Origin of the sequence: Phreatobacter aquaticus (genome assembly GCF_005160265.1) — a bacterium.
Taxonomy (GTDB): Bacteria; Pseudomonadota; Alphaproteobacteria; order Rhizobiales; family Phreatobacteraceae; genus Phreatobacter; species Phreatobacter aquaticus.
In genome coordinates this window covers 4,411,310-4,433,612 of record NZ_CP039865.1, presented here as the reverse complement: position 1 = coordinate 4,433,612, position 22,303 = coordinate 4,411,310, and the positions used below count along the sequence as shown (strand labels likewise).

At 67.5% G+C, this 22,303-nt stretch carries 23 protein-coding genes; 15 read left to right on the top strand and 8 right to left on the bottom strand.

Going from position 1 to position 22,303, the window contains the following annotated elements; translation table 11 throughout:
- Position 1 precedes the first annotated feature (1 nt).
- Entirely contained in the window at positions 2–340 is a 339-nt protein-coding gene (locus E8L99_RS21120; protein WP_137101406.1) for a rod-binding protein, read from the bottom strand.
- Positions 340–1,440 carry a flagellar basal body P-ring protein FlgI gene (locus tag E8L99_RS21115; RefSeq protein WP_137101405.1) on the bottom strand — a complete coding sequence of 367 codons (1,101 nt, stop codon included), beginning with the start codon at positions 1,438–1,440 and terminating at the stop codon, positions 340–342. The genes E8L99_RS21120 and E8L99_RS21115 overlap by 1 nt, the downstream gene beginning before the upstream one ends.
- A gap of 238 nt (positions 1,441–1,678) precedes the next feature.
- Between E8L99_RS21115 and E8L99_RS21110 the strand changes: the two genes are divergently transcribed.
- Together E8L99_RS21110 and dksA are read left to right on the top strand one after the other, a co-directional pair.
- Entirely contained in the window at positions 1,679–2,128 is a 450-nt protein-coding gene (locus E8L99_RS21110) for a flagellar assembly protein FliX (RefSeq protein ID WP_168201776.1), read from the top strand.
- Between the two features lie 175 nt (positions 2,129–2,303).
- Positions 2,304–2,720, top strand: a complete 417-nt coding sequence (gene dksA / locus E8L99_RS21105) for an RNA polymerase-binding protein DksA (RefSeq protein ID WP_137101403.1) — start codon at positions 2,304–2,306, stop codon at positions 2,718–2,720.
- A gap of 182 nt (positions 2,721–2,902) precedes the next feature.
- On the opposite strand, the gene flgH is transcribed toward dksA, so the two are convergent.
- Genes flgH through flgF form a run of 4 tightly spaced genes read right to left on the bottom strand, consistent with a single transcriptional unit; the run spans position 2,903 to position 6,251 of the window.
- Positions 2,903–3,640: a flagellar basal body L-ring protein FlgH gene (gene flgH, locus E8L99_RS21100; protein ID WP_391527457.1), complete on the bottom strand. Its 738-nt coding sequence runs from the start codon at positions 3,638–3,640 to the stop codon at positions 2,903–2,905.
- Positions 3,641–3,663: 23 nt separating this feature from the next.
- Positions 3,664–4,692, bottom strand: coding sequence for a flagellar basal body P-ring formation chaperone FlgA (gene flgA / locus E8L99_RS21095; RefSeq protein WP_168201775.1), 1,029 nt, complete (start codon positions 4,690–4,692; stop codon positions 3,664–3,666).
- 8 nt (positions 4,693–4,700) lie between these two features.
- The gene (gene flgG / locus E8L99_RS21090) at positions 4,701–5,489 is read right to left on the bottom strand and encodes a flagellar basal-body rod protein FlgG (RefSeq protein ID WP_137101401.1); all 789 of its coding nucleotides are present in this window, start codon (positions 5,487–5,489) and stop codon (positions 4,701–4,703) included.
- 12 nt (positions 5,490–5,501) lie between these two features.
- Positions 5,502–6,251, bottom strand: a complete 750-nt coding sequence (flgF, locus tag E8L99_RS21085; protein ID WP_137101400.1) for a flagellar basal-body rod protein FlgF — start codon at positions 6,249–6,251, stop codon at positions 5,502–5,504.
- Between the two features lie 323 nt (positions 6,252–6,574).
- Here flgF and fliL point away from each other — a divergent pair, with 323 nt between their 5' ends.
- From fliL to E8L99_RS21060, 5 genes are all read left to right on the top strand, one after another.
- A complete protein-coding gene (gene fliL / locus E8L99_RS21080; protein ID WP_137101399.1) occupies positions 6,575–7,078 on the top strand; it encodes a flagellar basal body-associated protein FliL in 504 nt (167 codons plus the stop codon).
- A gap of 11 nt (positions 7,079–7,089) precedes the next feature.
- Complete coding sequence (gene fliM, locus E8L99_RS21075; protein ID WP_137101398.1) at positions 7,090–8,250, top strand: flagellar motor switch protein FliM; 1,161 nt, start codon at positions 7,090–7,092, stop codon at positions 8,248–8,250.
- Entirely contained in the window at positions 8,250–8,747 is a 498-nt protein-coding gene (locus tag E8L99_RS21070; RefSeq protein ID WP_137101397.1) for a DUF6468 domain-containing protein, read from the top strand. The genes fliM and E8L99_RS21070 overlap by 1 nt, the downstream gene beginning before the upstream one ends.
- Positions 8,748–8,757: 10 nt before the next feature.
- Positions 8,758–9,534 (top strand): MotE family protein, encoded by a 777-nt coding sequence (locus E8L99_RS21065; RefSeq protein WP_137101396.1) that lies wholly within the window; start codon positions 8,758–8,760, stop codon positions 9,532–9,534.
- 176 nt (positions 9,535–9,710) lie between these two features.
- Positions 9,711–13,310, top strand: a complete 3,600-nt coding sequence (locus E8L99_RS21060) for a tetratricopeptide repeat protein (RefSeq protein WP_137101395.1) — start codon at positions 9,711–9,713, stop codon at positions 13,308–13,310.
- Positions 13,311–13,319: 9 nt separating this feature from the next.
- Here E8L99_RS21060 and fliP read toward each other — a convergent pair whose 3' ends face one another.
- On the bottom strand, positions 13,320–14,075 hold the full coding sequence (gene fliP, locus E8L99_RS21055) for a flagellar type III secretion system pore protein FliP (protein ID WP_137101394.1): 756 nt from the start codon (positions 14,073–14,075) through the stop codon (positions 13,320–13,322).
- 80 nt (positions 14,076–14,155) lie between these two features.
- The gene (locus E8L99_RS21050; protein WP_137101393.1) at positions 14,156–15,343 is read right to left on the bottom strand and encodes a flagellar biosynthetic protein FliO; all 1,188 of its coding nucleotides are present in this window, start codon (positions 15,341–15,343) and stop codon (positions 14,156–14,158) included.
- A 237-nt stretch (positions 15,344–15,580) separates the two neighbouring features.
- Here E8L99_RS21050 and flgB point away from each other — a divergent pair, with 237 nt between their 5' ends.
- The 8 genes from flgB to cckA all read left to right on the top strand — a co-directional run bounded on the left by flgB (position 15,581) and on the right by cckA (position 22,274).
- A complete protein-coding gene (gene flgB / locus E8L99_RS21045) occupies positions 15,581–15,991 on the top strand; it encodes a flagellar basal body rod protein FlgB (RefSeq protein WP_137101392.1) in 411 nt (136 codons plus the stop codon).
- Positions 15,992–16,009: 18 nt separating this feature from the next.
- Positions 16,010–16,420: a flagellar basal body rod protein FlgC gene (flgC, locus tag E8L99_RS21040; RefSeq protein WP_137102228.1), complete on the top strand. Its 411-nt coding sequence runs from the start codon at positions 16,010–16,012 to the stop codon at positions 16,418–16,420.
- Between the two features lie 5 nt (positions 16,421–16,425).
- Positions 16,426–16,734, top strand: a complete 309-nt coding sequence (gene fliE / locus E8L99_RS21035; RefSeq protein WP_137101391.1) for a flagellar hook-basal body complex protein FliE — start codon at positions 16,426–16,428, stop codon at positions 16,732–16,734.
- Positions 16,734–17,000, top strand: coding sequence for a flagellar biosynthesis protein FliQ (gene fliQ, locus E8L99_RS21030; RefSeq protein ID WP_137101390.1), 267 nt, complete (start codon positions 16,734–16,736; stop codon positions 16,998–17,000). Before fliE ends, fliQ begins: the two co-directional genes overlap by 1 nt.
- Before the next feature lie 46 nt (positions 17,001–17,046).
- Positions 17,047–17,814, top strand: a complete 768-nt coding sequence (fliR, locus tag E8L99_RS21025) for a flagellar biosynthetic protein FliR (RefSeq protein WP_137101389.1) — start codon at positions 17,047–17,049, stop codon at positions 17,812–17,814.
- Positions 17,815–17,817: 3 nt separating this feature from the next.
- Positions 17,818–18,888 (top strand): flagellar biosynthesis protein FlhB, encoded by a 1,071-nt coding sequence (gene flhB / locus E8L99_RS21020; RefSeq protein ID WP_137101388.1) that lies wholly within the window; start codon positions 17,818–17,820, stop codon positions 18,886–18,888.
- An 18-nt stretch (positions 18,889–18,906) separates the two neighbouring features.
- Positions 18,907–19,440, top strand: a complete 534-nt coding sequence (locus tag E8L99_RS21015) for a hypothetical protein (protein WP_137101387.1) — start codon at positions 18,907–18,909, stop codon at positions 19,438–19,440.
- A gap of 212 nt (positions 19,441–19,652) precedes the next feature.
- A complete protein-coding gene (cckA, locus tag E8L99_RS21010) occupies positions 19,653–22,274 on the top strand; it encodes a cell cycle histidine kinase CckA (protein ID WP_168201774.1) in 2,622 nt (873 codons plus the stop codon).
- The last annotated feature ends 29 nt before the right edge of the window (positions 22,275–22,303 follow it).

Below are 22,303 nucleotides of genomic sequence, written 5' to 3'. Positions count from 1 at the left end.
GTTACCTCGGACTCGTGTTGGCTGGGAGACGGCGGGGCGCAGCTTCCTGCGCGCCGATCAGTTCGCGGTAGATGTGGTTGGCAAGGCCGACGCCGCCCTGCGACGAGATCGTCTTGGCATATTCATCGACCAGCATGCCGCGCCATGCTTCGCTCTGCTTGCCGCCCATCGGCGATTTCTCGCCGATGCCGTTGAACATCTGGCCGAGCATGGTGTTGAGATAGACCTGCTCGAAATTCTGGGCGTTGGACCAGGCCTTGGCCTCACGCGAACCGCGCACGCGGGCGGCGGCGGGTGCGGTGGGCGAATAGGTCAGGATGTCGGGGACGCGGCTGGCCATCAGAGCACCTCGATTTCGGCCTGGAGGGCACCGGCGGCCTTGATCGCCTGCAGGATGGCGATGAGGTCGCGGGGGCCGATACCCAGCGCGTTCAGTCCGTCGACCAGTTCCTGCAGCGACACGCCCTCGCGCACCAGGGCAAAGCGCTTGCCGTCCTCGGTGGTGGATATGCTGGTGTTCGGCGTTACGACGGTGCGGCCGCCGGCCAGCGCATTCGGCTGGCTGACCTGGGGCCGCTCGGAAATGGTGACGGTCAGATTGCCCTGGGCGACGGCGACCGTCGACACGCGGACGTCCTTGCCCATGACGATGATGCCGGAGGCCTCGTCGATGATCACCTTGGCGGCGGAATCGGGCTGGACGCGCAGCTGCTCGATCTCGGTCAGCAGCGCCACGATATTGCCCTCGTAGCGCGCCGGCACTTTCAGGTTGACGGTGCCGGGATCGGTCGGCTCGGCGGTCGGCGCACCGATGAAATCATTGATCGCGGAGGCGATCCGCCGGGCGGTGGTGAGATCGGGATTGCGCAGCGCCAGCCGGATCGACGCCATGCGGTTGATGGCGAAGTTCACTTCGCGCTCGACGATGCCACCGTTGGACACGCGGCCGACGGTTGGAACGCCGCGGGTGATGCGGGCCGCGGCGCCTTCCGCCTGGAAGCCGGCGATCGCCACCGCGCCTTGGCCGACCGCGTAGACCTCGCCGTCGGCGCCGACCAGCGGCGTCACCAGCAATTCGCCGCCCTGCAGCGACCGGGCGTCGCCCATGGCCGAGACCTTGACGTCGATGCGGGTGCCCTGTGTGGAGAAGGGCGGCAGATTGGCGGTGACCATGACGGCTGCGACATTGGCGGTGCGCAGGTTCATGCCGCGGGTGTTGACGCCCAACCGCTCCATCATCGACTGGATGGACTGGCGGGTGAAGGGCGAGTTGTTCAGCGTGTCGCCGGTGCCGTTGAGGCCGACCACCAGGCCGTAGCCGATCAGCTGGTTGTCACGGATGCCCTCGACGTCGATCAGGTCCTTGATCCTGGACGTGTTCGCCTGCGCCGGAACAACCGTCGCGACAACCATCAGAAGAGCAAGGATTCGGCGCAGCATGGATTGGCCCCAGACATGACAGGCAGTGTGTCGCACGGATCGTGCCATCCCCACCCATTGCCTAACATATTGAAACAAAACAGTTTCGCTGGTCGTCACGCCGCCGTCGCGATGGGCCCGTTCTGCCGCCCGGCAGCTTTTGCCGGGCATTAACGGGCTCTTAACCGGGTTGGGTCTTTCTTAAGGTTGCAGCAAGATGTCTTGCCCCTTTCTCAACGGGGCGTGTCGGAGGGGGACCATGCGGATCACGACCACGCCGCCTGTCGGCGCAGTCCAGACTTCGCAACCGGTGGCGAAGACCGATGGGTCTCGCCAGGCCTTCCAATTGCCCGGCCGCCCGGCGGAAGAACCGCGCAAGGCGGATGGCGCCCGGCCGATGGTGGCGCCCGCCGGCCTCGAGACGCTGCTGGCGGTGCAGGGCATGGTTCCGGAGGACCGGCGCGAGCGTCGCCGCCGGGCCCTCAAGCGCGGTACCGATTCACTCGACATGCTCGAGGACCTGAAGGTGGCCCTGCTCAGCGGCGAGCCGGTTCCTGCCGTGCTCCTCAAGCTGCGCGGGCTGACCGCGATGAAGCCCGAGGCCTCCGGCGACGACGGCCTCGACGGCGTGCTTGCCGAAATTGATCTCAGGGCCCAGGTCGAGATCGCCAAACGCGAGGCACGCGAAGCTGCCCGGCTCGCGACCTGACGCAGCGTTCTGGCGGATTTCCGCCATTTCGGCATGGTTCCTGCTAAGGCCTGACCGGACTGTCCCCAAACGTGACAGTTTGGCGACTGGTTTACCGGTTGTCTGTCTACAAGCCCGGTGCTATGAGCGCCGCGAAACGTGCCTTAACGGCGCGATTCAATGAGGGGTTCGTTGTATGACGTTGGCGTTAGAAGCGGATTACCGTCCGGTCGACTCGGAACCGTTCATGAACGAACGGCAGCGCGAATATTTCCGGAAGAAGCTGTTGTCCTGGAAGGACGACATTCTGAAGGAAGCCAAGGAGACCCTGCAGAACCTGCAGGATGAGAACGTGAACCATCCCGACATCGCGGACCGCGCGTCGTCGGAAACCGACCGGGCCATCGAACTGAGGGCCCGTGACCGTCAGCGCAAGCTGATCTCCAAAATCGACGCAGCGCTGGGGCGCATCGACGACGGCACCTACGGCTTCTGCGAGGAGACCGGCGAACCGATCTCGCTCAAGCGTCTCGAAGCCCGGCCGATCGCCACCCTGTCGCTGGAAGCCCAGGAGCGCCATGAGCGCCGCGAGCGGGTCTATCGCGACGAGTAGAGCCGGCCGCGACCGTTCCAACCCAAGACAGACGGCCGTCCTTCGGGGCGGCCGTTTTCGTTTGGGCGCCCGACAAACGAACACCGCCCGTGTGGGAGCACGGGCGGTGTCGGTTTGGCCGTATCGCCTGGGGAGCGGGGACGGCTTGAGGAGCGGGGAAATGCTTGGGGGCGGGGAAGCCTTTACCAGGGCAGGAGAACGTCGAGGACCTGCTGGCCGTAGCGCGGCTGCTGGACATCGGTGATCTGGCCGCGTCCGCCATAGCCGATGCGGGCCTGGGCGATCTTGGCGGAATCGATGGTGTTGTCGCTCTCGATGTCCTCGGGGCGGACGATGCCGGCGACGATCAGTTCGCGCACCTCGGCATTGACGCGCACTTCCTGCTTGCCCTCCAGCACGAGATTGCCGTTGGGCAGGATCTGGGTGACGACGGCGGCGACATTGGTGGCCAGCGATTCCGAGCGCTGGACCGTGCCCTTGCCATTGCTGGAGGAGGAGCCGTTCAGATTGACGAGGCTGCCCGGAGGCGCGCCGGTGGCGCGGCCGATGAAGTTCTCCAGGCCGAACAGGTTGGTGGCACCCATATTCTCGGCGCTGGAGCGGGAGCGGTCGGTCTCGTTGGAGACATTGGCCTGGTCGGTGATCTTCACCTTGATGGTCAGGATGTCGCCGACCCGCTGGGCACGCTGGTCGCGGAAGAAGGCCCGCGAGCCGTTACGCCACAGGGAGTTCGGATTGTGGGATACCGGAACCGGATCCGGCATCGGCATCGAGACCGGACGGTAGCCCGTCTGGGTGTGGGGATTGTTGATCGCCGAGAGGGCCGGTGTCTGGCCGATATTGCGCAGCCGGTCGGGCGCGCCGCAGGCGGCGGTGGTGAGGGCTGCGGCCATCACAAGGGCGGGACGGGCGAAACGCATGGCTTTTCCTGACGCGGACGACATCATTGCGGGCTGGGCGTGGCGGGGGCCGCGGGACGGATGGCAGCCTGCGGGCCGACATCCGGACGGACCGTCATGGTCACCTGGTTGGTGCCGGTGATCACTGCCGAGAGGGTCTTGCGGGAATTGAGGTTCTGGACCTGGATGACATCGCCTTCGGAGCCGGCCTCAAGGGCCTTGCCGCGGATGGTCAATGTCAGGCCGTTCGCATTGTAGATGATCAGGACGTTGGCATTGCGCTCGACGATCTCCGGCTTCATCAGGTCGGCGCTGCGGAACGGCCTTTCGGGGGCAAGCGGCCGCCGAGCGGCCAGGCCGACCGCCTGGGGCAAGGTGGACAGCGCATCTGGCGACATGCTCGACACCTCGAAGCGGGGGCGGCGCTCGATCACGAGATCGGCGGCCTTGAGCACCTCGCCCCGGTTGATGGCGCGGGCCGGCACCAGGAATTCCACGGTTTCGGCCGCCTGGCCGGACAGGCGGAAGCCGCCGGAGCGCTGCGACAGGGTGGAACCGCGAACCTCCAGCGTTGCCTCGAACCGGCCGTTGCGGGCATCGAGCTCGAACCGGGTGACCGACAGGTCGCCATAGGCGCCGGGCTCGACCGCGATGGAGCGTGTGCCACGGTCGAAGGTCACCTGGATCTTGGTCGCGTCACCGACCCCGAGCACGCGGGCCGAGGTCTGGGCGATGCGCTCTTCCAGCTCGGCGAGCGGGATGACGCGGGCCGCCCGGGTGACGGCCACCTCGGAGACATCGCCGGTGGCAATGCCGTTCAGGCCGAGGCGCTTGGCAGCTTCCAGCACCCGCCAGGAGGCGAGCTGCCCCGTATGGCCGAGATCGGGGGCGCGGAACACCGGCGAGGCGGCGAAGCGGCCGGCATTGTCGACGAGATCGCCGAGCCTGACGATGTCCTCGCTCACCGTGACCTCGGCTTTCAGCGTGGCCTGCTGGGCAAGGGCTGGCCAGGCGAGGGCGCATTGCAGCACCAGCGCGGCCGTTCCCATCCATCTGCGGCATGTGAGGATCATGGCGGCCATCACTTCATGATCTGCGAAGTGGACTGCAGCATCTGGTCGGCGGCGGAGATGATGCGGGCATTCATCTCGTAGGCACGCTGGGCCGCGATCATGTCGGAGATTTCGCTCACCGCCGTGACGTTCGACTGTTCGAGATTCTTCTGGAGCAGCGTGCCCATGCCGAGCGCTGCCGGCACGCCGGTGGTCGGCTGGCCGGAGGCGGGCGTCTCGACGAACAGGTTGTCGCCGATCGATTCCAGGCCGGCCTTGTTGACGAAGCGCGAGAGCTGCAGCGTGCCGACGGTCTGGGTGGCGGTCTGGCCGGGCAGGGTGACCTGGACGATGCCGGCCTGGCTGATGGTGACCGAGGTGGCGTTGTTGGGGATGGTGATGCCGGGATCGACGAGATAGCCGTCGACCGTCACGAGCTGGCCCTGGTCGTTCAGCTCGAACGAGCCGTCGCGGGTATAGGCGGTGCGGCCGTCGGGCATCTGGATGCGGAAGAAGCCCTCGCCGCGAATGGCGATGTCATAGTCCTTCTCGGTGGCCGTCACGTTGCCCTGGCTCATGATGCGCGAGGTGGCGGCAGCCTTGACGCCGGTACCGATCGCGATGCCGACCGGCAGGATGTTGCCCTGCTGCGAGTTCTGGGTGCCGGCGCGGCGCTGGTTGTCGTAGAGCAGATCCTGGAATTCGGCGCGCACGCGCTTGAATCCGGTGGTCCGCATGTTGGCGATGTTGTTGGAGATGACTTCGACGGTCAGCTCCTGGGCCTTCATGCCGGTGGCGGCTGTGTGCAGAGCGCGCATGGGTCAGATTCCTCAGGTCGCCGGATTGCCGAGCGAGCGAATTGCTTCGCGGCGCATTTGATCGTGACGGTCCAGGCTGGAGGCGAGTTCCGCGTAGGCGCGGGTCACCTCGATCATCCGGGACAGGGTGTTGACGGGGGAGACGTTGGACTTCTCGATATAGCCTTGGCGGACATCCGTGATCGGGACCGGCGTTGCCTGGTTGCCCTCGGTCAGCCGGTAGAGATTGTCGCCGACCTTCTCGAAGGCGCGGTTGGCCGGGTTGTCGACGATCCGCAGCTTGCCGCGCTGGCCGGCGGCCACCGAGATCTGGCCATCGCGGGCGATCACTGGCGGGGTATCGGTCGGCTCGAAATTGATGACACCGGATTCGCTGAGGACCGGATGGCCCTGCTTGGTGACCATCTGGCCCTGGGCGTTGATTTCGAAGGAGCCGTTGCGGGTGTAGCGCTCGCCCTCGGGCGTCTGCACCACGAAGAAGCCGCGGCCGCCAATGGCGGTGTCGAGGGTGTTGCCGGTCTGCTCGACCGAGCCCTGGCTCATGTTGGTGGTGGTGGCGCGGTCCCAGACGAAGGACAGGTTGCGGTCGGAGCCGCGCGGAAAGGTCTCATCCCGGGCGCCGGGCATGAGATATTCCTGGAACACAACATCGTCCGCCTTGAACCCCGTGGTGTTCAAGTTCGCCATGTTGTTCGCGATAACGTCCAGCTCCCGCCGCAGGGCGACCTGCCGCGAAAGACCGACGAGAGCGATATTCTCCATCGGACCGACCCCAATTGTGTCCGGCAAACCCTTCCTGCCTCTCCCAAGGCGATCAGGTCACCGGGTGCTCCCCAGCATCGGCCCCAAACCCGTTCTCCCAAACGGCCTCAGGACCAACCTTCACTTGGCATCAACCATGCCAACGTGTCGGTGTGAGCAATTTCAAGGGGTTACGATTGCAAGGTCCTAACGCCAGTCCTGCTTTGGGGCGGGTTTTGCCGAGCCACCCCGGCAATTCTTGCCGGTTGTTTACGAAAATAAACGGGTCGTTAACTATTGAGGCGCCATCTTCGCTCAGTCGAGTCCGTGGGGCTGTTAAGTCGATGGCAAAGAAACCGAAAACGCCGGAAGGCGAGGGCGAAGACGGCGAACACGCCGAGGCCCCCGCAGGTGGCGGCAAGAAGAAGCTGATCATGATCGCCGGCGCGGTGCTCGTGCTGGCTGGTGGTGGCGGCGGCTGGTTCTTCTTCATGAAGAAGAAGCCGGAAGCGACCCAGGCGGCCCCCGTCGAGGTCGCCAAGCCGGTCGCCTTCGTCGATCTGCCGGACATGACGGTCAATCTGTCGGTCGGCCAGGACCGGCCGCAATATCTGCGGGTCAAGGTCGCGCTGGAGGTGACCGACGCCAAGGTCGCCGACCAGATCAAGCCGATCATGCCGCGCGTCGTCGATGCCTTCCAGCTCTACCTGCGTGAGATGCGGCCTGCCGACATCGAGGGTTCGGCCGGGATCTTCCGTCTGCGCGACGAGCTGACCCGCCGGGTGAATACCGCCGTCCATCCGGCCCGCGTCAACGCGGTGCTGTTCCGCGAAATCGTCGTGCAGTGAGCCTCTAGACCATGGCGCAGACCGACATCGACCAGGACGCCCTTGCTGCTGAGTGGGGCATGGCCCTCGAGGAGCAGGGTGCGACCCCCGATGCCGCCGAGGCGTGGGATACCACGGTCGGCGAGGACGGCGTCACCCATGCCAATGCCGCCGCCAAGGGCGGTGCCGAGCGCATCCTCAATCAGGAAGAGATCGACAATCTCCTTGGCTTCTCGGTCGAGGATCTGGCCCTCACCGACAGTGGCGGCATTCGCGCGATCATCGACTCGGCCATGGTCGCCTATGAGCGCCTGCCGATGCTCGACATCGTGTTCGACAGGCTGGTGCGCCTCTTGACCACGTCGCTGCGCAATTTCACCTCGGACAATGTCGAAGTCTCGCTCGACCGCATCCACGCGGTCCGCTTCGCCGACTATCTCAACTCCATTCCGCTGCCGGCCATCCTGTCGATCTTCAAGGCCGAGGAATGGGACAATTTCGGCATCGCCACCGTCGATTCCAGCCTGATCTACTCGATCATCGACGTGCTGCTCGGCGGCCGCCGCGGCGTCACCGCCATCCGCGTCGAGGGCCGCCCCTACACCACCATCGAGATGGGCCTGGTGAAGCGGATGGTCGAGGTCATCCTCGCCGATGCCGAGCTCGCCTTCCGGCCGATCGCGCCGGTCAATTTTCGCATCGACCGGCTGGAGACCAATCCGCGCTTCGCCGCGATCTCGCGTCCGAACAATGCCGCGATCCTGGTCCGCCTGCGCGTCGACATGGAAGAGCGCGGCGGCTCGGTCGAGATCCTCCTGCCCTATGCGACGCTCGAGCCGATCCGCGACCGGCTCATGCAGACCTTCGTCGGTGAGAAGCTCGGCCGGGATCCGGTCTGGGAGCGCCACCTGTCGACCGAGATTTTCCAGGCCCGCACCCATGTCGAGGCCGTGCTCTACGAAGACGAACTGCCGCTGCGCCGCTTGATGGACCTGAAGGTCGGCGACACGCTGGTCCTCGACATGAAGCCGGATGCGCTGGTCAAGGTGCGCTGCGGTGACCAGATCCTCACCGAGGGCCGGATGGGCCGCGTGGGCGACAGGGTGGCGGTGAGGGTGCAGCGTCCGCTGCGCCGCGGCCGCACGACGCTCGCGCAATTCGAACAGGTTTCTTCAGGGGGCCAGGAAGCATAATGTCGAGCTTTGCCGTTTCCCTCGTCGTCGAGCTCCTGGTCGCTGGCCTGCTGGCCGTCACCATCGGCTATTGCATGCTGCTCAACCGCCGCCTGGTGCGGCTCAGGGCCGACGAGCAGTCGCTGAAGGCGACCATCGCCGAACTGATCACCGCCACCGAGATCGCCGAGCGCGCCATCCAGGGCCTGAAGGTCACCGTGCGCGAATGCGACGGGACGCTGGGCGAGCGCCTGCGCACCGCCGAGCGGTTCCTCGCCGATATCGACCGCGAGGTGAAGGCCGGCCAGGACGTGGTCCAGAAGGTCGCCCGCATCACCGAGGCCGCCCGGCCCGCTCCCACCAGGCTGGCCATGCCCGAGCCGATCCGCCACATGGCGCCCATCGAGCCGGTGACGATTGCGCCGCGCGACAGCGGCCTTGCCGGCCAGGCCAGCGCCGCCTCGACGCTTGCCGCTGCCACTGCCTTCGCCGCCCGTCTCCAGACGCGCGCCGCCTGAGGACAGACCGATGCGCGAAATTCGCCTGTTGCCGATCGTCACCGTTGCCGCAGGAGCTCTGCTGTTCCTCAAGGCGGTGGGCCTGTTGAGCGGCGATTTCGCCCGTTCGGGGCCAAGCCCGGCGCGTGCGCAGGACCTGGCGGGACAGGCGCAGTCGCTCACCGACCCGCTGGCGCCGAGTGGCATTCCCGGGCTTGAGCGCTCCGATGCCGGCCTCACCACCGGCTCGACCCCGACGCCGGCTCCGGCCGCACCTGCCGCCCCGGCACCGACCGCGACGCCAACCGTCCGCAATGCCGCGACCGGCCAGCCGATCGCGCCGCAATCCACCGTGTCCGCCGCCGAGCGCGCCATTCTCGAGCGCCTGCAGGAACGCCGCCAGGAACTCGATGGCCGCCAGCGCGAACTCGACATGCGCGAGGATCTCCTGCGCGCCACCGAGCGGCGCATGGAGCAGCGGGTCACCGAATTGCGCGAGCTCGAAGCCCGCATCACCGGGCTGGAGCAGCGTCGCGACGAGGCGGAGGTCACCCGGTTCCGCGGCGTGGTCAGCATGTACGAGACCATGCGCCCGAAGGATGCGGCGCGCATCTTCGACAGCCTCGACCTGACCGTGCTTCTGGAAGTGGCGCGCGCCATGCGCCCGCCGAAGCTCGCCGACATCATCGCGCAGATGCAGGCCGACCCGGCGAAGCGCCTGACCACCGAGCTTGCGCGCCGGCCCGGCCAGACCGGCCCGACGGCCGCTGTCGAACTGCCGAAAATCGAAGGCCGGCCCACCCGTTAACCCGCTCTGCGGTCGCCGAAACGGCCTGTTAATCACAAGCCCCGATGATGCAGGCTGACCGGAGGCAGGATGCCGCCGGACGCCGGACAGCATGCACCGGCGGAACGTGTCGATTGGCGTGGTTGATGACCGGCAGGACTGGGGGCGTCGGGCGTAGGGCATGGGGAGGCGTCGGCTTGGCCGTCGCGGCCTGCTGCCTCGTCATATCGCCCGCAGGCGGCCAGCCCGCACCGCGTCCGGCCCAGGCGCCGCAGGCTGCTCCAACGCCGCAGGCTGCTCCTGCCCCGCAGGCAGCGCCGTCCCAGCGGCCCGCTGCCACCCAGGCGCAACGTGCAGCTCCGGCTCCTGCTCCCGTCGGCACCACGTCGCAACCCGCCACCCCCGCGGTCGAGGTCAAGGCCGAGGTCAGCGCCAATATCGCCAACGGCTATGCCCGGATGGTGTTTTCGTTCGACCACCAGGTACCGACCGACGTCAAGATCAATGGCGGCGTGGTGGTGGTCTCGTTCTCCAAGCCGGTGTCGCTGCAGATCAATGCGCTGCCGAGCCAGCTCGCAGGCTATGTCAACGCCGTCAGGCGCGATCCCGATGGCCGCTCGGTGCGGCTGGCACTGGCCCAGCGCGTGACGGTCAATTCGATGGAGGCCGGAGAGCGGCTGTTCGTCGACATGCTGCCGGATTCCTGGCGTGGTCCGCCGCCCGGCCTGCCTACCGAAGTGGTCGAGGAACTGACCCGCCGCGCCCGCGATGCCGAGCGCCGGGCGCAAGTGGCGGAGACGGCCCGCGCGGCCCGCGCGCTGCCGCCGGTGGTGGTGCGCGTCGGCAACCATCCGACCTTCACCCGTTTCGTCTTCGCCCTGCCGGAGCCGGTCGGCGTTGGCCTCGATCGGGTGGCCGATACGCTGACGATCCGCATCGCCAAGCCGTTCACGTCCGATCTGCGTCAGGCTCGCGAGGCACTGCCGTCCTTCGTCTCCGAGATCGAAGCGGATACCTCGCCGGCCGAACTGACCTTCAAGCTGATCGTCTCGCCGCAGGCCGATGTGCGCGCCTTCCGCGAAGACAACTCCTATGTGCTGGACCTGTCGATGCGCGGCGCGGCCCCGGTGACCGCACCCGGTCCGCGATCGGATTCGCGCGTTCCCTCGGCGGCCCCTCCCGTGACATCGCTGCCGGGCACCCAGGTGACCACGCCAGCCGGCATCCCTGCGCCGCCGCCCGCCCAGCCGCGTCTTGCGGCCAATCGCAGCCAGCAGAGCGAGGCGCCAGCCCAGCCGGGACAGCCAGCCCAGCCCCAGCGCTCGCCGCGCATGGAGCCGGCGGCGAGCCGTCCGGCCGAGCCCGCGCCAGCCGCCGCGCGTCCGCAGGAAGGCCCAGTGGTCGTCCAGGCCCGCCGGGCCGGCGACACGATCCGCATCCTCGTGCCGTTCAGCATGGACACGCCGGGCGCCGTGTTCCAGCGCGCCGACACGCTCTGGCTGGTCTTCGACGCCCGCCAGGCGATCGATCTGTCCGGCCTGCAATCGGGATCGACCGGCGAGTTCACCTCGATCGACGCCTCGCGCTCGCGCGAGGGGACAGCGATCCGCATCGGTCTGGATCGCCAGAGCCTTGCCTCGACCAGCCGGGACGGCATGGCCTGGATCATCACCCTCGCCGACAACCTGCTGGAGCCGCCGCGTCCGGTGCTGCTGGAGCGCGCGAACGATGCCGGCGACAAGCTGGTGGCCAGCCTCGATTTCGCCAATGCCGGCACCGTCCATCGCCTGAGCGATCCGCTGGCCGGCGACGACCTGATCGTGGTGACCGGCGCGGGCCCGGCGCGCGCCTTCATCCGCAACTACGAGATGGTGGAATTCCACGCACTCGCCGGCAGCCATGGCCTGGTGTTCCAGCCGATGGTCGACGACCTGCAGGTCACCATCGCCGGTGATCGCGTCAATGTCGGCCGTCCCCAGGGGCTGGTCGCGCTGACCGCCGGCAACGCCCGCCAGCACTCGGCGGTCCGGCCGGTGCGCCGGGCGCGCTCGATCGGCTTTGACCCGGAATTGTGGGCGGCCGATGCCGCGGCCCCGTTCCGCGCCCGCGAGAGCGAACTGATCGCCAATGCCGCCGCCGTGCACGAGACCCAGCGCACCGCCAAGCGGCTCGACCTGGTGCGCTTCTACATGGCGCAGGACCGCTGGCCAGAGGCCAAGTCGGTCATCGACACGATCCTGCGGCAGGACCGGCGCGTCGCCGAGGACGGCTCGATCCACGGATTGAGGTCGGTCGTCTCGGTGATGATGCGCCGCCCGCAGGATGCCCTGCGCGATCTCACCCATTCGGCCATGGCGACCTCACCGGATGCGCCGCTCTGGCGCGGCACGGCGCTGGCGCTCGACGGCCGGGCGCGCGATGCGCATGAAGCGTTCGAATCCGCCGAGGCGCCGATCACCACCCTGCCGCCGCTGCTGGCCCGCTTCATGCTGATCCAGGCCATTGGCGTGGCGCTGGATGTCGGTGCGATCGACCGCGCCGAGGCACGTCTCAACGAATTGCAGGAAGTCGGCGTGCCGCCCGACGGCGAGCAGCAATATGCCCTGCTGAGGGGCCGTGTGCTGGAAGCGCGTGGCAGCGACCGCGAGGCGCTGATCGCCTATGCCCGCGCCGCCAATGGCCATGACGAGCCGGTGCGTGCCGATGCCGAGCAGCGGCGTCTCGCAACCCGCTATCGCATGGGCGAGATCGACCGCAAGGCGGCTGCCGAGGAACTGGAAATCCGGTCCTTCGCCTGGCGCGGCGACGACGTGGAAGCGCGGACGCTGGCCATGCTGGCGCGCGTCTATGGCGAGATGGGCCGGTTCCGCGAGGCCTTTGCCACCACCCGCAACGCCATGAAGCTGTTCCCGCGCTCCGAGGCCGTGCGCGGCGTCCAGGACGATGTGACCCATCATTTCGAGGCGCTGTTCCTCGACGGCAATGCCGACCGGATGAAGCCGATCGACGCGCTGGCGCTCTATTACGATTTCCGCGAGATGACCCCGCAGGGGCGGCGCGGCGACGAGATCATCCGCCGGCTGGCCGATCGGCTCGCCGGCATGGACCTGCTCGACCAGGCGGCGTCGCTCCTGCAGCACCAGGTTGACCGGCGCCTGACGGGTGCGGCGCGCGCGCAGGTGGCAACCAAGCTCGCGCTGTTCCACCTGATGAACCGGAAGCCCGCCGCAGCCCTCCAGTCGCTCCGCACGACGCGGATCGCCGACCTGCCGGAAGAGCTGCGCATGCAGCGCTACCTGCTGGAAGCACGCGCGCTGGCCGATTCCGGCCGCCCGGATCAGGGGCTGGAACTGCTCGACGATGTCCGCACACCGGAAGGCGAGATCCTGCGCGCCGACATCATGTGGAGCGCGCAGCGATACCGCGACTCGGCCGAGCAGAGCGAGAAATGGCTTGGCACGCGCCGGGCCGGCGCCCCGCTCACCGAGGAGGAGCGCCGCCACATCCTGCGCGCCGCCATCGGCTACGCGCTGAGCGACGAGCCGATCGGGCTTGACCGGCTGCGCACGCGCTGGACCGAGTTCATGGCCAAGTCGCCGGACGAGCGCTCTTTCGCGGTGGTGACTGCGCCGATCGAGGCGCGCGGCGTCGAATATCGCGAGATCGCCAAGTCGATCGCCGACCGCGACACGCTGGACGCCTTCCTGAAGACCTATCGCGAGCGCTATCCGACCGAAGTGCCCGCGCCGCAGAGGGCACCGACCACGCAGGCCGCCGGTGGCGCCACGCAGGGCTGACGGCGCCGGCTAGGTGCCGAAACTTCGCACCAGGCTGCCGGCGATCAGGTTCCAGCCATCGACCAGCACGAAGAAGATCAGCTTGAATGGCAACGACACCGTCACCGGTGGCAGCATCATCATGCCCATCGACATGAGGACGGAGGCGACCACGAGGTCGATCACCAGGAAGGGCACGAACAGCAGGAAGGCGATCTCGAAGGCCCGCCGGAGCTCGGAGATCATGAAGGAAGGCACCAGAACCCGCAGCGACACCTCCTGCGGGGTCGCCGGCACCGGCTCGCCCGAGAGCTCCTGGAACAGCGCCAGGTCCTTCTCGCGGACATGTTTCAGCATGAACTCGCGGAACGGCCCCGAGGCGCGCTCGAAAGCCTGCTGCATCTCGATCTGGCCGTCGATCAGCGGCTTGACGCCGAGCTCGTAGCTTTGCTGCAGCGTCGGGGCCATGACGAAGCCGGTGAGGAAGATCGAGAGGCCGACAATCACGGCATTGGGGGGCGCGGTCTGGGTGCCGATGGCGGTGCGCAGCATCGACAGGACCACGGTGATCCGCACGAAGCTGGTCACCATGATCAGGATGGAGGGTGCCACCGACAGCACCGTCATCAGCGCGATCAGCTGGATGACGCGCTCGTTGACGCCGGAGCCCTGGCCGAGATTGATCGAGATGTCCTGAGCCAGCGCCGGCATGGCGGCAACGGCGATCAGCGCCGCGGCGACAGCCGCTGACGTCAGTCCCCTCGCCACCACCTGGCCAATTCTCATCTCACCCAAAGCCCCGACCGAATCGTTCGGAGCAGTCTAGCAGGCCGAGCGGGCAAGCCCGGCCTGGCTCTGGGGATGGATCAGGATTTGGGTGCGGCGGGTCCGCGACCAAGCAGCGCGGCCATTTCCTCTTCCAGGCTGTCGAAGACCGAGCGCTCGTCGGCCGACAGGGCCTTGGGCGGCGTCGGCCCGCTGGAGGATGCCGCCGAGGCGGAGGCCGTGGCGGATGCGGCCAGAGGCGGGGAGGGCGTGCGCAGCGGGGCTGCCGGCGCAACCGGCGCCGAGGGCGGGCTGGATGCGGTCGGCGTGGCGGGTGCCGGCGGCGGGCTCGACACCTGCGGGGTCACGGGACGCGGCGGAAGCGCGCTGGAGCCGATCGGCTTGCGCAGGGCGGCCTCGAGGCGCGCCGCGATATCGTCGGAGGCCGGCGTCGGAGCCGGTGTCACAACGGGAGGGGGCGATGTCACAACGGGAGCGGCCGGTGTCGCGACGGGAGGGGCCGGCGGCGTCACAGGGCGCGGTGGCAGCGGCGCCATGGCCGGCTGGGCGACGGCCTGGGTCTCGACGCGCGGCGGCGGCGGCGTGGGCGTCGCGATGGGCGGCGTGACCGGGCGGGGCGGCAAGGGGGCGCTCACGGGGGCGCTGACCGGGGCACTCACCGGGGGCGTGCGCGGCGGATCGACACGCGGGGGCACCCTTGGGGCCTCCACCCTGGGAGTCTCGACCTTCGGTGCTTCGACCTTCGGCGACTCGGGCGGGGCAGGGCGGGTCTCGACGCGCGGCTCGGGCCTGCTCGGCGGCGTGAAGTCGAGATTGACCGGGCGGGCCGGCGTGGTCTCGCCGGCGGCCTGACGCGCGGCCTCGCGCATCGACATGCGCGGCTGCTCGGCGACGGGGGCCGGGGCGGGTGCCTGCGGCGCCTCGGTCGTTGCAGCCGCCTCGCGCAAAGCGCTCGCTTGTACCGGCACGCCGCGCACGATGCTGGTCTCCACCACGACATCGGTCGGACCACCCAGCAGCAGCAGATGCTCGACATTGTCGCGCCGGATCAGCACGAGCTTCCTGCGCTGGTCGACATCGGCATAGTCGAGCACGGCAAGGCGCGGCTGGCGGCCACGGCCGGAGGCGCCGATGCCGAGGCCCTTGCCCCGGATCAGGCGGAACACCCAGGCCGTCAGGCCGATCAGCACGAGCACGGCTGCGAATGCGACAATGAACGTCGCTGCGAGCGGCGCGTTCGGGCCGAGGAGGTTGGTCAGAAAATTCATCAAGAACGATCCCACGCATGCCGGCGGCGGGCATGAATACGCTGGTTAAGTCTATGTTGAGGTTAACGGACCCGGCAAGGCTTGCCGGGCGCAACCTCGCCGGATGGTTAACGCGCGCTCATGAAGGTTAAAAGAGCCTTTCCAATTAACCGTTCGTTAACCATGAGGTCGGCATTCTTTGCCCATCAGCCTCGGGCCCCAAGCGACCCTGGCCCAACCGAACGTCCGGAGATTGCCGTGACCACCAGCGACGTTCCGCTGTTCTCGATGCTCCGCACTCGCATGCAGTGGCACCAGGACCGGCAGAAGGTACTGGCGGAAAATGTCGCGAATGCGGACACGCCGCGCTACCGGGCCCGCGATGTGCGCGCGCCAGATTTCGGCCAGATGACGAGGACGGCCGGGGCATCGGCGCCGACCAGGACCGATTCCCGCCATATCGCGGGCACCGGCGGCGCCGGGGGATCAACGACCTTCCGCGCCCACCAGACGCGGGGCACGGTTTCAACCCCTGATGGCAACCGGGTCAATCTCGAGGACGAGATGCTCAAGGTCGCCCAGAACCAGATGGACTACCAGGCCGTGGTCGGGCTCTACCAGCGCTCGCTCGGCCTCATTCGCACCGCCATCGGCAAAAAGACGTCCTGAGGAGAGTGAACGATGTCCATGGACTTCCTCAAATCGATCCGGATCGCTGCCGGCGGCATGCGCGCCCAGGCGGGCCGGATGCGCGTCGTCGCCGAGAACCTCGCCAATGCCAATTCGACGGCGCAGACGCCGGGCGGCGACCCCTATCGCCGCAGGGCGCCGACCTTCCGCACCTCCTTCGACCGGGAATTGCAGGCGACCACCGTGCAGCTCGGGCCCGTCCGCCCGGTCGCCGGCGAGTTCCAGACCCGCTATGACCCCAACAATCCGGCCGCCGATGCGCGTGGCTACGTCAAGCTGCCGAATGTCAGCTCGCTGATCGAGGGCCTCGACTTGCGCGAAGCCCAGCGGTCCTACGAGGCCAACCTCAACGTCATCACCTCGACGCGCCGGATGCTCCAGCGCACCATCGATATGCTGAGGGCCTGATCGTCATGTCGTCTTCGATCGCCGCCAATGCCTATGCCACAGCCGCCCGGCTGTTTCAGCCGAACCAGACCCCGCGCGCCGCTGGCGGCGGGCAGGGCGGCGGTTTCGGCGAGTTGCTCAATTCCGCCGTCAACCAGCTGGGCCAGACGACCCGCACCGCCGACCAGCGCAGCCAGGCCATGGCAACCGGCCGGGCTGACCTGATCGACGTGGTGACCGCGGTCGCCGAGACCGAGGTCGCCGTCGAGACGCTGGTTTCTGTGCGCGACAAGGTCGTGCAGGCCTATGAGGAAATCATGAGGATGCAGATCTGATGACCGCCGCGGATGTGCTCGACGTTGCCCGCGACGGCATTCTGGCCGTCATCCTCGTGTCCGCCCCGCTGATGGTGGTCGGGCTGGTGGTCGGCGTGCTGGTTTCCCTCCTGCAGGCGCTGACCCAGATCCAGGAACAGACCCTGGTCTTCGTGCCGAAAATCCTCGCGATCTTCGCGACCATGCTGCTTGCCTTGCCCTTCATGGGCGACCAGCTGAGCGGCCTCATGACGCGTGTCATGTCGCGGGTGGTCATGGGCGGGTGAATCGGGTCTGATCCCGCCGGTTTTGGCGCGGGATGGGGAGGGCCGGATGAGCGTGACGTTGAGCCCGGCCTTCGCCGTCATCTTCCTCCTGATGTTCTCGCGCGTCGGCATGATGCTGGTGCTGCTGCCGGGGCTGGGTGACCGCTCGATGCCCGCCCGTTTCCGGCTGGTCGTCGCCTTGATGGTCACCGCGACGCTCTATCCGCTGCATCAGGCGCTCTACACCATCGATCTCGCGCGCCCGGCCAGCGTCATCATGATCCTGTTCCAGGAACTGGCGATCGGCTTCACGCTCGGCATGGCCGGACGCATGGCGGTGTCGGCCCTGCAGACGGCGGGCCTGGTGATCGCGACCTCGATGGGCCTCGGCTTTGCCATGCAGGTCGATCCGACACAGGGCTCGCAGGGAGCCGTCATCGGCACGTTCCTGTCGATGGTCGGCCTGGCGATCATCTTCGCGACCGACCTGCATCACCTGGTGATCATGGCGATCTCCGACAGTTTCACCACACTGAGGCCGGGCGTGCTGCCAGCCTCCGGCGATGCCGCTCAGTTCCTGACCGGCATGCTGACCCGCGCCTTCTTCGTGGCGATCCAGCTTTCCGCGCCGTTCCTCGTCTTTGCGCTTGTGTTCAACGTCGGTCTCGGCGTGCTCGCCAAGCTGATGCCGCAGATGCAGGTGTTCTTCGTCGGCATGCCGCTGACCATCGGCGTCGGCTTCATGATCCTGCTTCTGTGCATCGGTGTGATGATGACCCATTACGCGGGCCATCTGGAGTCCATGCTCAACGACCTCGCGGTCAACCGGAGATAGACGGTGGCTGGCGACAACGACGACAAGGACTCGAAAACACAGGAACCGACGCAGAAGAAGCTCGACGACGCGCTGAAGAAGGGCGACGTCGCCAAGAGCCAGGATCTGTCGGCCTGGTTCCTGCTGTTCACGGGCACACTGGTGATCGGCACGCTCGCCGGCAAGTCGGCCACCGAACTCGGTCTGCCGCTGCGAAATCTGATCGCCAATGCCGACATGATCCAGGTCGATCGCACCGGCCTGATGCAATTGAGCGTCAGCCTCATTCTGGCGATGGTGGCAGCGCTTGGCCTGCCGTTCCTTGCCCTGTTCCTTGCCGGTATCGCGGGCAACATGGTGCAGCACCGCCTGGTTCTGTCGGGCGAGAGCCTCAAGCCGAAATTCTCCAAGATCTCGCCGATGGCCGGCATGAAGCGGCTGTTCGGCAAGGAGGCGCTGGTCAACTTCCTGAAAGGCCTCGCCAAGCTGGCCGTGGTCGGCGCGGTGATCTTCTCGGTGCTCTGGCCCGAGCGGCCGCTGATCGATGCGCTGGTGCGCATGGATGTGGCGCTGCTGCTGCCCCATTCCATGTCGCTCATCATGAGCGTGCTCTATGCGTCGGTGGCCATCCTCGCGATCATTGCGATCGCCGACTACGTCTATCAATACCGTGCCTGGCACGAGCGCCAGAAGATGTCGTTCGAGGAGCTCAAGGAGGAGTTCAAGCAGTCGGACGGCAATCCGGAGGTCAAGGGCAAACTGCGCCAGCTCAGGCGCGAGCGCTCGAACAAGCGGATGATGTCGAACGTGCCGAAGGCGACCGTCGTCATCACCAACCCGACCCACTATGCCGTGGCCCTGCGCTACGAGCCCGGCATGCAGGCGCCGATCTGTGTCGCCAAGGGCGCCGATCTCATCGCGTTGAAAATCCGCGAGATCGCCACCGCCAACGACGTTCCGATCATCGAGAACCCGCCGCTCGCCCGCGCGCTGCACGCCACGATGGAGATCGACCAGGTGATCCCCGAGGATCATTACAAGGCGGTCGCCGAGGTCATCGGCTTCGTGCTGCAGCTGAAGCGCACGGGACGCTGAGGCCGACCGATGCGGATCATGTCCAGCAGGTCCCGGATGTTGCCGTCGCGCCGCGGGCTGGTCTCGGGCGCGCTCGTCCTGCCGGCGCTGATGCTTGGCCAGACGCGATCGCTGGCCGCGGGCGCGCCGAGCGATGCGGAGATGATCGACAATCTGACGAAGAACCGCGAGGCCTTCGACGAACTGGTCGCCATGGTGCGCGCCGACCGGCGGCTCGAACGGGTCGACGACACCTGGACCCGGCCGACCAATCCGGCCACCATCGGCGTGACGCCCGAGCGCATCACGCTCTACCGGACCAAGATGGCGGCGCTCGGCATCGCGCGCGGCTTCAGCGCCTTTCGCCCCGACGGCGCGATCTTCTTCCTGGTCTATGCCGAGGGGACGACGGTCAATGGCCGGGGCAAGTCCTATGTCTGGTCGGAAACCGGCGATTTTTCCGAATCCAGCATGGAGGCGGACCTCGATCCGCTCTGGGCGACACGGCGCCGGCGTGTCTATGCGTTCCGCAAGGTCGATGGCCCCTGGTTCCTGCACATGAACTCCTACTGAGCGCGCCATGTGGCCGGAGCGTTGCGTATTTGCCTTGATCTGCGCGCTTGCCTCTTGGGCCACGAACCGGCACGACTAGGGTTCAGACTGCCGGGATTCCTCAGCGATTCCCGGCTCTCGCCCCTATGACCGAGAACGGCTCCGAACCGATGGCCAGTGCCGACAAAAGTGCCGGTTTCCCGCCCGCAGGCCAGACCCCGGGGCAGGGGCGCATGCAGCGCGCCGTCGACCGGGCGGACAGGTCCGGCTCGACGACCATGGTGCTGGTGGTGGCGCTCGTGCTGGTTGGCGCCGCCCTGTTCTTCCTGACCATCGGCCGCGAGAACGCCTATCCTTACGTGATCGGGCTGCTGGCGCTTCTGTCGGTCGTCGGCGTTTTCTCGCTGTTCGCCCAGGCCGCCGGCATCCTGCGCTTTGCTTCCGAGGAGAGCCGCAACGATTTCACCAAGGCGATGGTCGACGGCGCACCCGCCGCCATGGTGGTCACGGAAGCCTCGGGCCGGGTGCTCTATGCCAATCCCGCCTATCTCGACCTGATCGGCTCGACCGGCGACGATGACGTGCGCGGCGTGGAACGCGCCTTCACCGGCGCGCCAGAAGTCTCCGAGGCGATCTATCGTCTGTCGCAGGCCGCCCGCGAGAACCGCCGCCACCAGGAAGAGGTGCGCCACCAGGCCGGCATCGAGGCGGCGCGCTGGTATCGCCTGAGAGTCCGCCCGCTGGTCGCAGACGGGGTCGAGGCGCCGCGCGGCGTCACCAAGGCGACCGTCTGGTCGGTCGATGACATCACGCGGGACCGGCAGAATGCCGAGAGCGCCTTCGAGACCCTGCAGAAGGCGATCGACTTCCTCGACCACGCGCCTGCCGGCTTCTTCTCGATGGAGGCCAATGGCGAGATCGCCTACATGAACGCGACGCTGGCCGGCTGGCTCGACCATGACCTCGCCGAGGTCGGTCCGGGCGGCCTGGCGCTGGCCGATGTGCTGGCCGCCGATGGCGCGGCGCTTCTGCGCACCGTCACGCCGGCGCCTGGCGAGGTGCGTACAGCGACCTTCGATCTCGATCTGAAGAAGCGCGGCGGCGAGGCCCTGCCGGTCCGCCTGCTGCATAAGGTGGCCTTCTCCGCCGATGGCACGCCCGGCGCCTCGCGCACCCTGGTGATCCATCGCGGCCGTGGCTCGGATGCCGGCGACAGCCTGCGCGCTGCGGAAGTGCGCTTCGCGCGGTTCTTCAACAATTCCCCGCTCGGGATTGCCACCGTCGACAAGGCCGGCGTGGTCGCCCATGCCAATCCGATCTTCGCCCGCCTGACCGCCGAATTGCTGCCGAACGGCGACCAGCGCTCGCTGATGGCGCTGGTGAAGGACAGTTCGCGCACGGCGCTCGCCCAGGTCCTGTCGGAAGCAGCCCAGGGACGCGGCGATCTCGTGCCGGTCGATGCGGCGCTTGTCGGCGATGCCAACCGTTTCGCGCGCTTCTTTGTGGCGCCGACCGAAGACCCGGACCAGCCCGGCGAGGCGGTCATCGTCTATGGCGTGGAGACGACGGAACTCCGCCAGCTGCAGGAGCAGTTCGCCCAGTCGCAGAAGATGAACGCGGTCGGCCAGCTCGCTGGCGGCGTGGCACACGATTTCAACAACGTGCTGCAGGCGGTGATCGGCCATGCCGATCTCCTGCTGATGAACCATCGGCCCGCCGATCCGTCGTTCAACGACATCATGCAGATCAAGCAGAACGCCAACCGCGCCGCGAGCCTGGTGCGTCAGCTTCTGGCCTTCTCGCGCAAGCAGACGCTGCGCCCGCAGGTGATCCAGCTCGGCGACGTGTTGTCCGACCTCTCCATGCTGCTGCGCCGCTCGCTTGGCGAGCGTGTCGGCCTCGACATGGTCCATGGCCGCGATCTCTGGCCGATCCGCGCCGATGTCACCCAGCTGGAACAGGTCATCCTCAATCTGGCGGTCAATGCCCGCGACGCCATGCCGGATGGCGGCAAGCTGACCATCCGCACGCTCAACGTCCAGGCCGCCGACATGGCGCGCTACGATTCGAAGGAGCATGCTGTCGACCTGCCGGCGGCCGATTGCGTGCTGATCGAGGTGACCGATACCGGCACCGGCATTCCCGACGATGTGAAGCAGAAGATCTTCGATCCGTTCTTCTCGACCAAGGAGGTCGGCAAGGGCACGGGCCTCGGCCTGTCAACGGTCTATGGCATCGTCAAGCAGTCGGGCGGCTATGTGTTCGTCGACACCGCTGTCGGCCGCGGCACGACCTTCCGCATCTTCCTGCCGCGCCATGTCGAAGTGGCCGAGCCGGCGCCGATCGCGCCGCCGCTGGTCCAGGAGGTGCCGTCCGCGCCCGCCGTCCTGCTCGTGTCGGATGCCCCCGCATCCGGTGAGGCTCCCGCCGCGCCGCCTCCCGCGCCCGAGGTCAAGCCACCGCCGCCGCCGGTTCGCGACGATACCGGGGCCGGCACGATCCTTCTGGTCGAGGACGAGGAGGCCGTCCGCGCCTTCGCCTCACGCGCGCTGGCGTCGCGTGGCTATACGGTCTTGGAGGCTGGCTCCGGCGTCGAAGCGCTGGAGGTGATGGCCGAACGCGGCGGCGGTGTCGATCTCGTCGTGTCCGATGTGGTCATGCCCGAGATGAACGGCCCGACCCTGCTCGGTGAGCTGCGCAAGACCAATCCGACGCTGAAGGTGATCTTCGTCTCGGGCTATGCCGAAGAGGCCTTCAAGAACGACCTGCCGGAGGGCCAGCATTTCGCCTTCCTGCCGAAGCCGTTCTCGCTGAAGCAGCTGATCGAGGCGGTCGGCGAACAACTGAGGGCGTGAGCAGGCAGAGTGTTGCCAGCCTCTCCTGA

Coding starts and splice junctions, on each gene's coding strand:
- cckA (WP_168201774.1), top strand. CDS start 19,653: ATGCAGCGCGCCGTCGACCGGGCGGACAGGTCCGGCTCGACGACCATG.
- E8L99_RS21110 (WP_168201776.1), top strand. CDS start 1,679: ATGCGGATCACGACCACGCCGCCTGTCGGCGCAGTCCAGACTTCGCAA.
- fliM (WP_137101398.1), top strand. CDS start 7,090: ATGGCGCAGACCGACATCGACCAGGACGCCCTTGCTGCTGAGTGGGGC.
- fliE (WP_137101391.1), top strand. CDS start 16,426: ATGTCGTCTTCGATCGCCGCCAATGCCTATGCCACAGCCGCCCGGCTG.
- dksA (WP_137101403.1), top strand. CDS start 2,304: ATGACGTTGGCGTTAGAAGCGGATTACCGTCCGGTCGACTCGGAACCG.
- E8L99_RS21050 (WP_137101393.1), bottom strand. CDS start 15,343: ATGAATTTTCTGACCAACCTCCTCGGCCCGAACGCGCCGCTCGCAGCG.
- flgF (WP_137101400.1), bottom strand. CDS start 6,251: ATGGAGAATATCGCTCTCGTCGGTCTTTCGCGGCAGGTCGCCCTGCGG.
- fliP (WP_137101394.1), bottom strand. CDS start 14,075: ATGAGAATTGGCCAGGTGGTGGCGAGGGGACTGACGTCAGCGGCTGTC.
- flgH (WP_391527457.1), bottom strand. CDS start 3,640: ATGCGTTTCGCCCGTCCCGCCCTTGTGATGGCCGCAGCCCTCACCACC.
- E8L99_RS21120 (WP_137101406.1), bottom strand. CDS start 340: ATGGCCAGCCGCGTCCCCGACATCCTGACCTATTCGCCCACCGCACCC.
- E8L99_RS21115 (WP_137101405.1), bottom strand. CDS start 1,440: ATGCTGCGCCGAATCCTTGCTCTTCTGATGGTTGTCGCGACGGTTGTT.
- fliL (WP_137101399.1), top strand. CDS start 6,575: ATGGCAAAGAAACCGAAAACGCCGGAAGGCGAGGGCGAAGACGGCGAA.
- fliQ (WP_137101390.1), top strand. CDS start 16,734: ATGACCGCCGCGGATGTGCTCGACGTTGCCCGCGACGGCATTCTGGCC.
- flgA (WP_168201775.1), bottom strand. CDS start 4,692: ATGATCCTCACATGCCGCAGATGGATGGGAACGGCCGCGCTGGTGCTG.
- E8L99_RS21015 (WP_137101387.1), top strand. CDS start 18,907: ATGTCCAGCAGGTCCCGGATGTTGCCGTCGCGCCGCGGGCTGGTCTCG.
- flgG (WP_137101401.1), bottom strand. CDS start 5,489: ATGCGCGCTCTGCACACAGCCGCCACCGGCATGAAGGCCCAGGAGCTG.
- flgC (WP_137102228.1), top strand. CDS start 16,010: ATGGACTTCCTCAAATCGATCCGGATCGCTGCCGGCGGCATGCGCGCC.
- E8L99_RS21070 (WP_137101397.1), top strand. CDS start 8,250: ATGTCGAGCTTTGCCGTTTCCCTCGTCGTCGAGCTCCTGGTCGCTGGC.
- E8L99_RS21065 (WP_137101396.1), top strand. CDS start 8,758: ATGCGCGAAATTCGCCTGTTGCCGATCGTCACCGTTGCCGCAGGAGCT.
- fliR (WP_137101389.1), top strand. CDS start 17,047: ATGAGCGTGACGTTGAGCCCGGCCTTCGCCGTCATCTTCCTCCTGATG.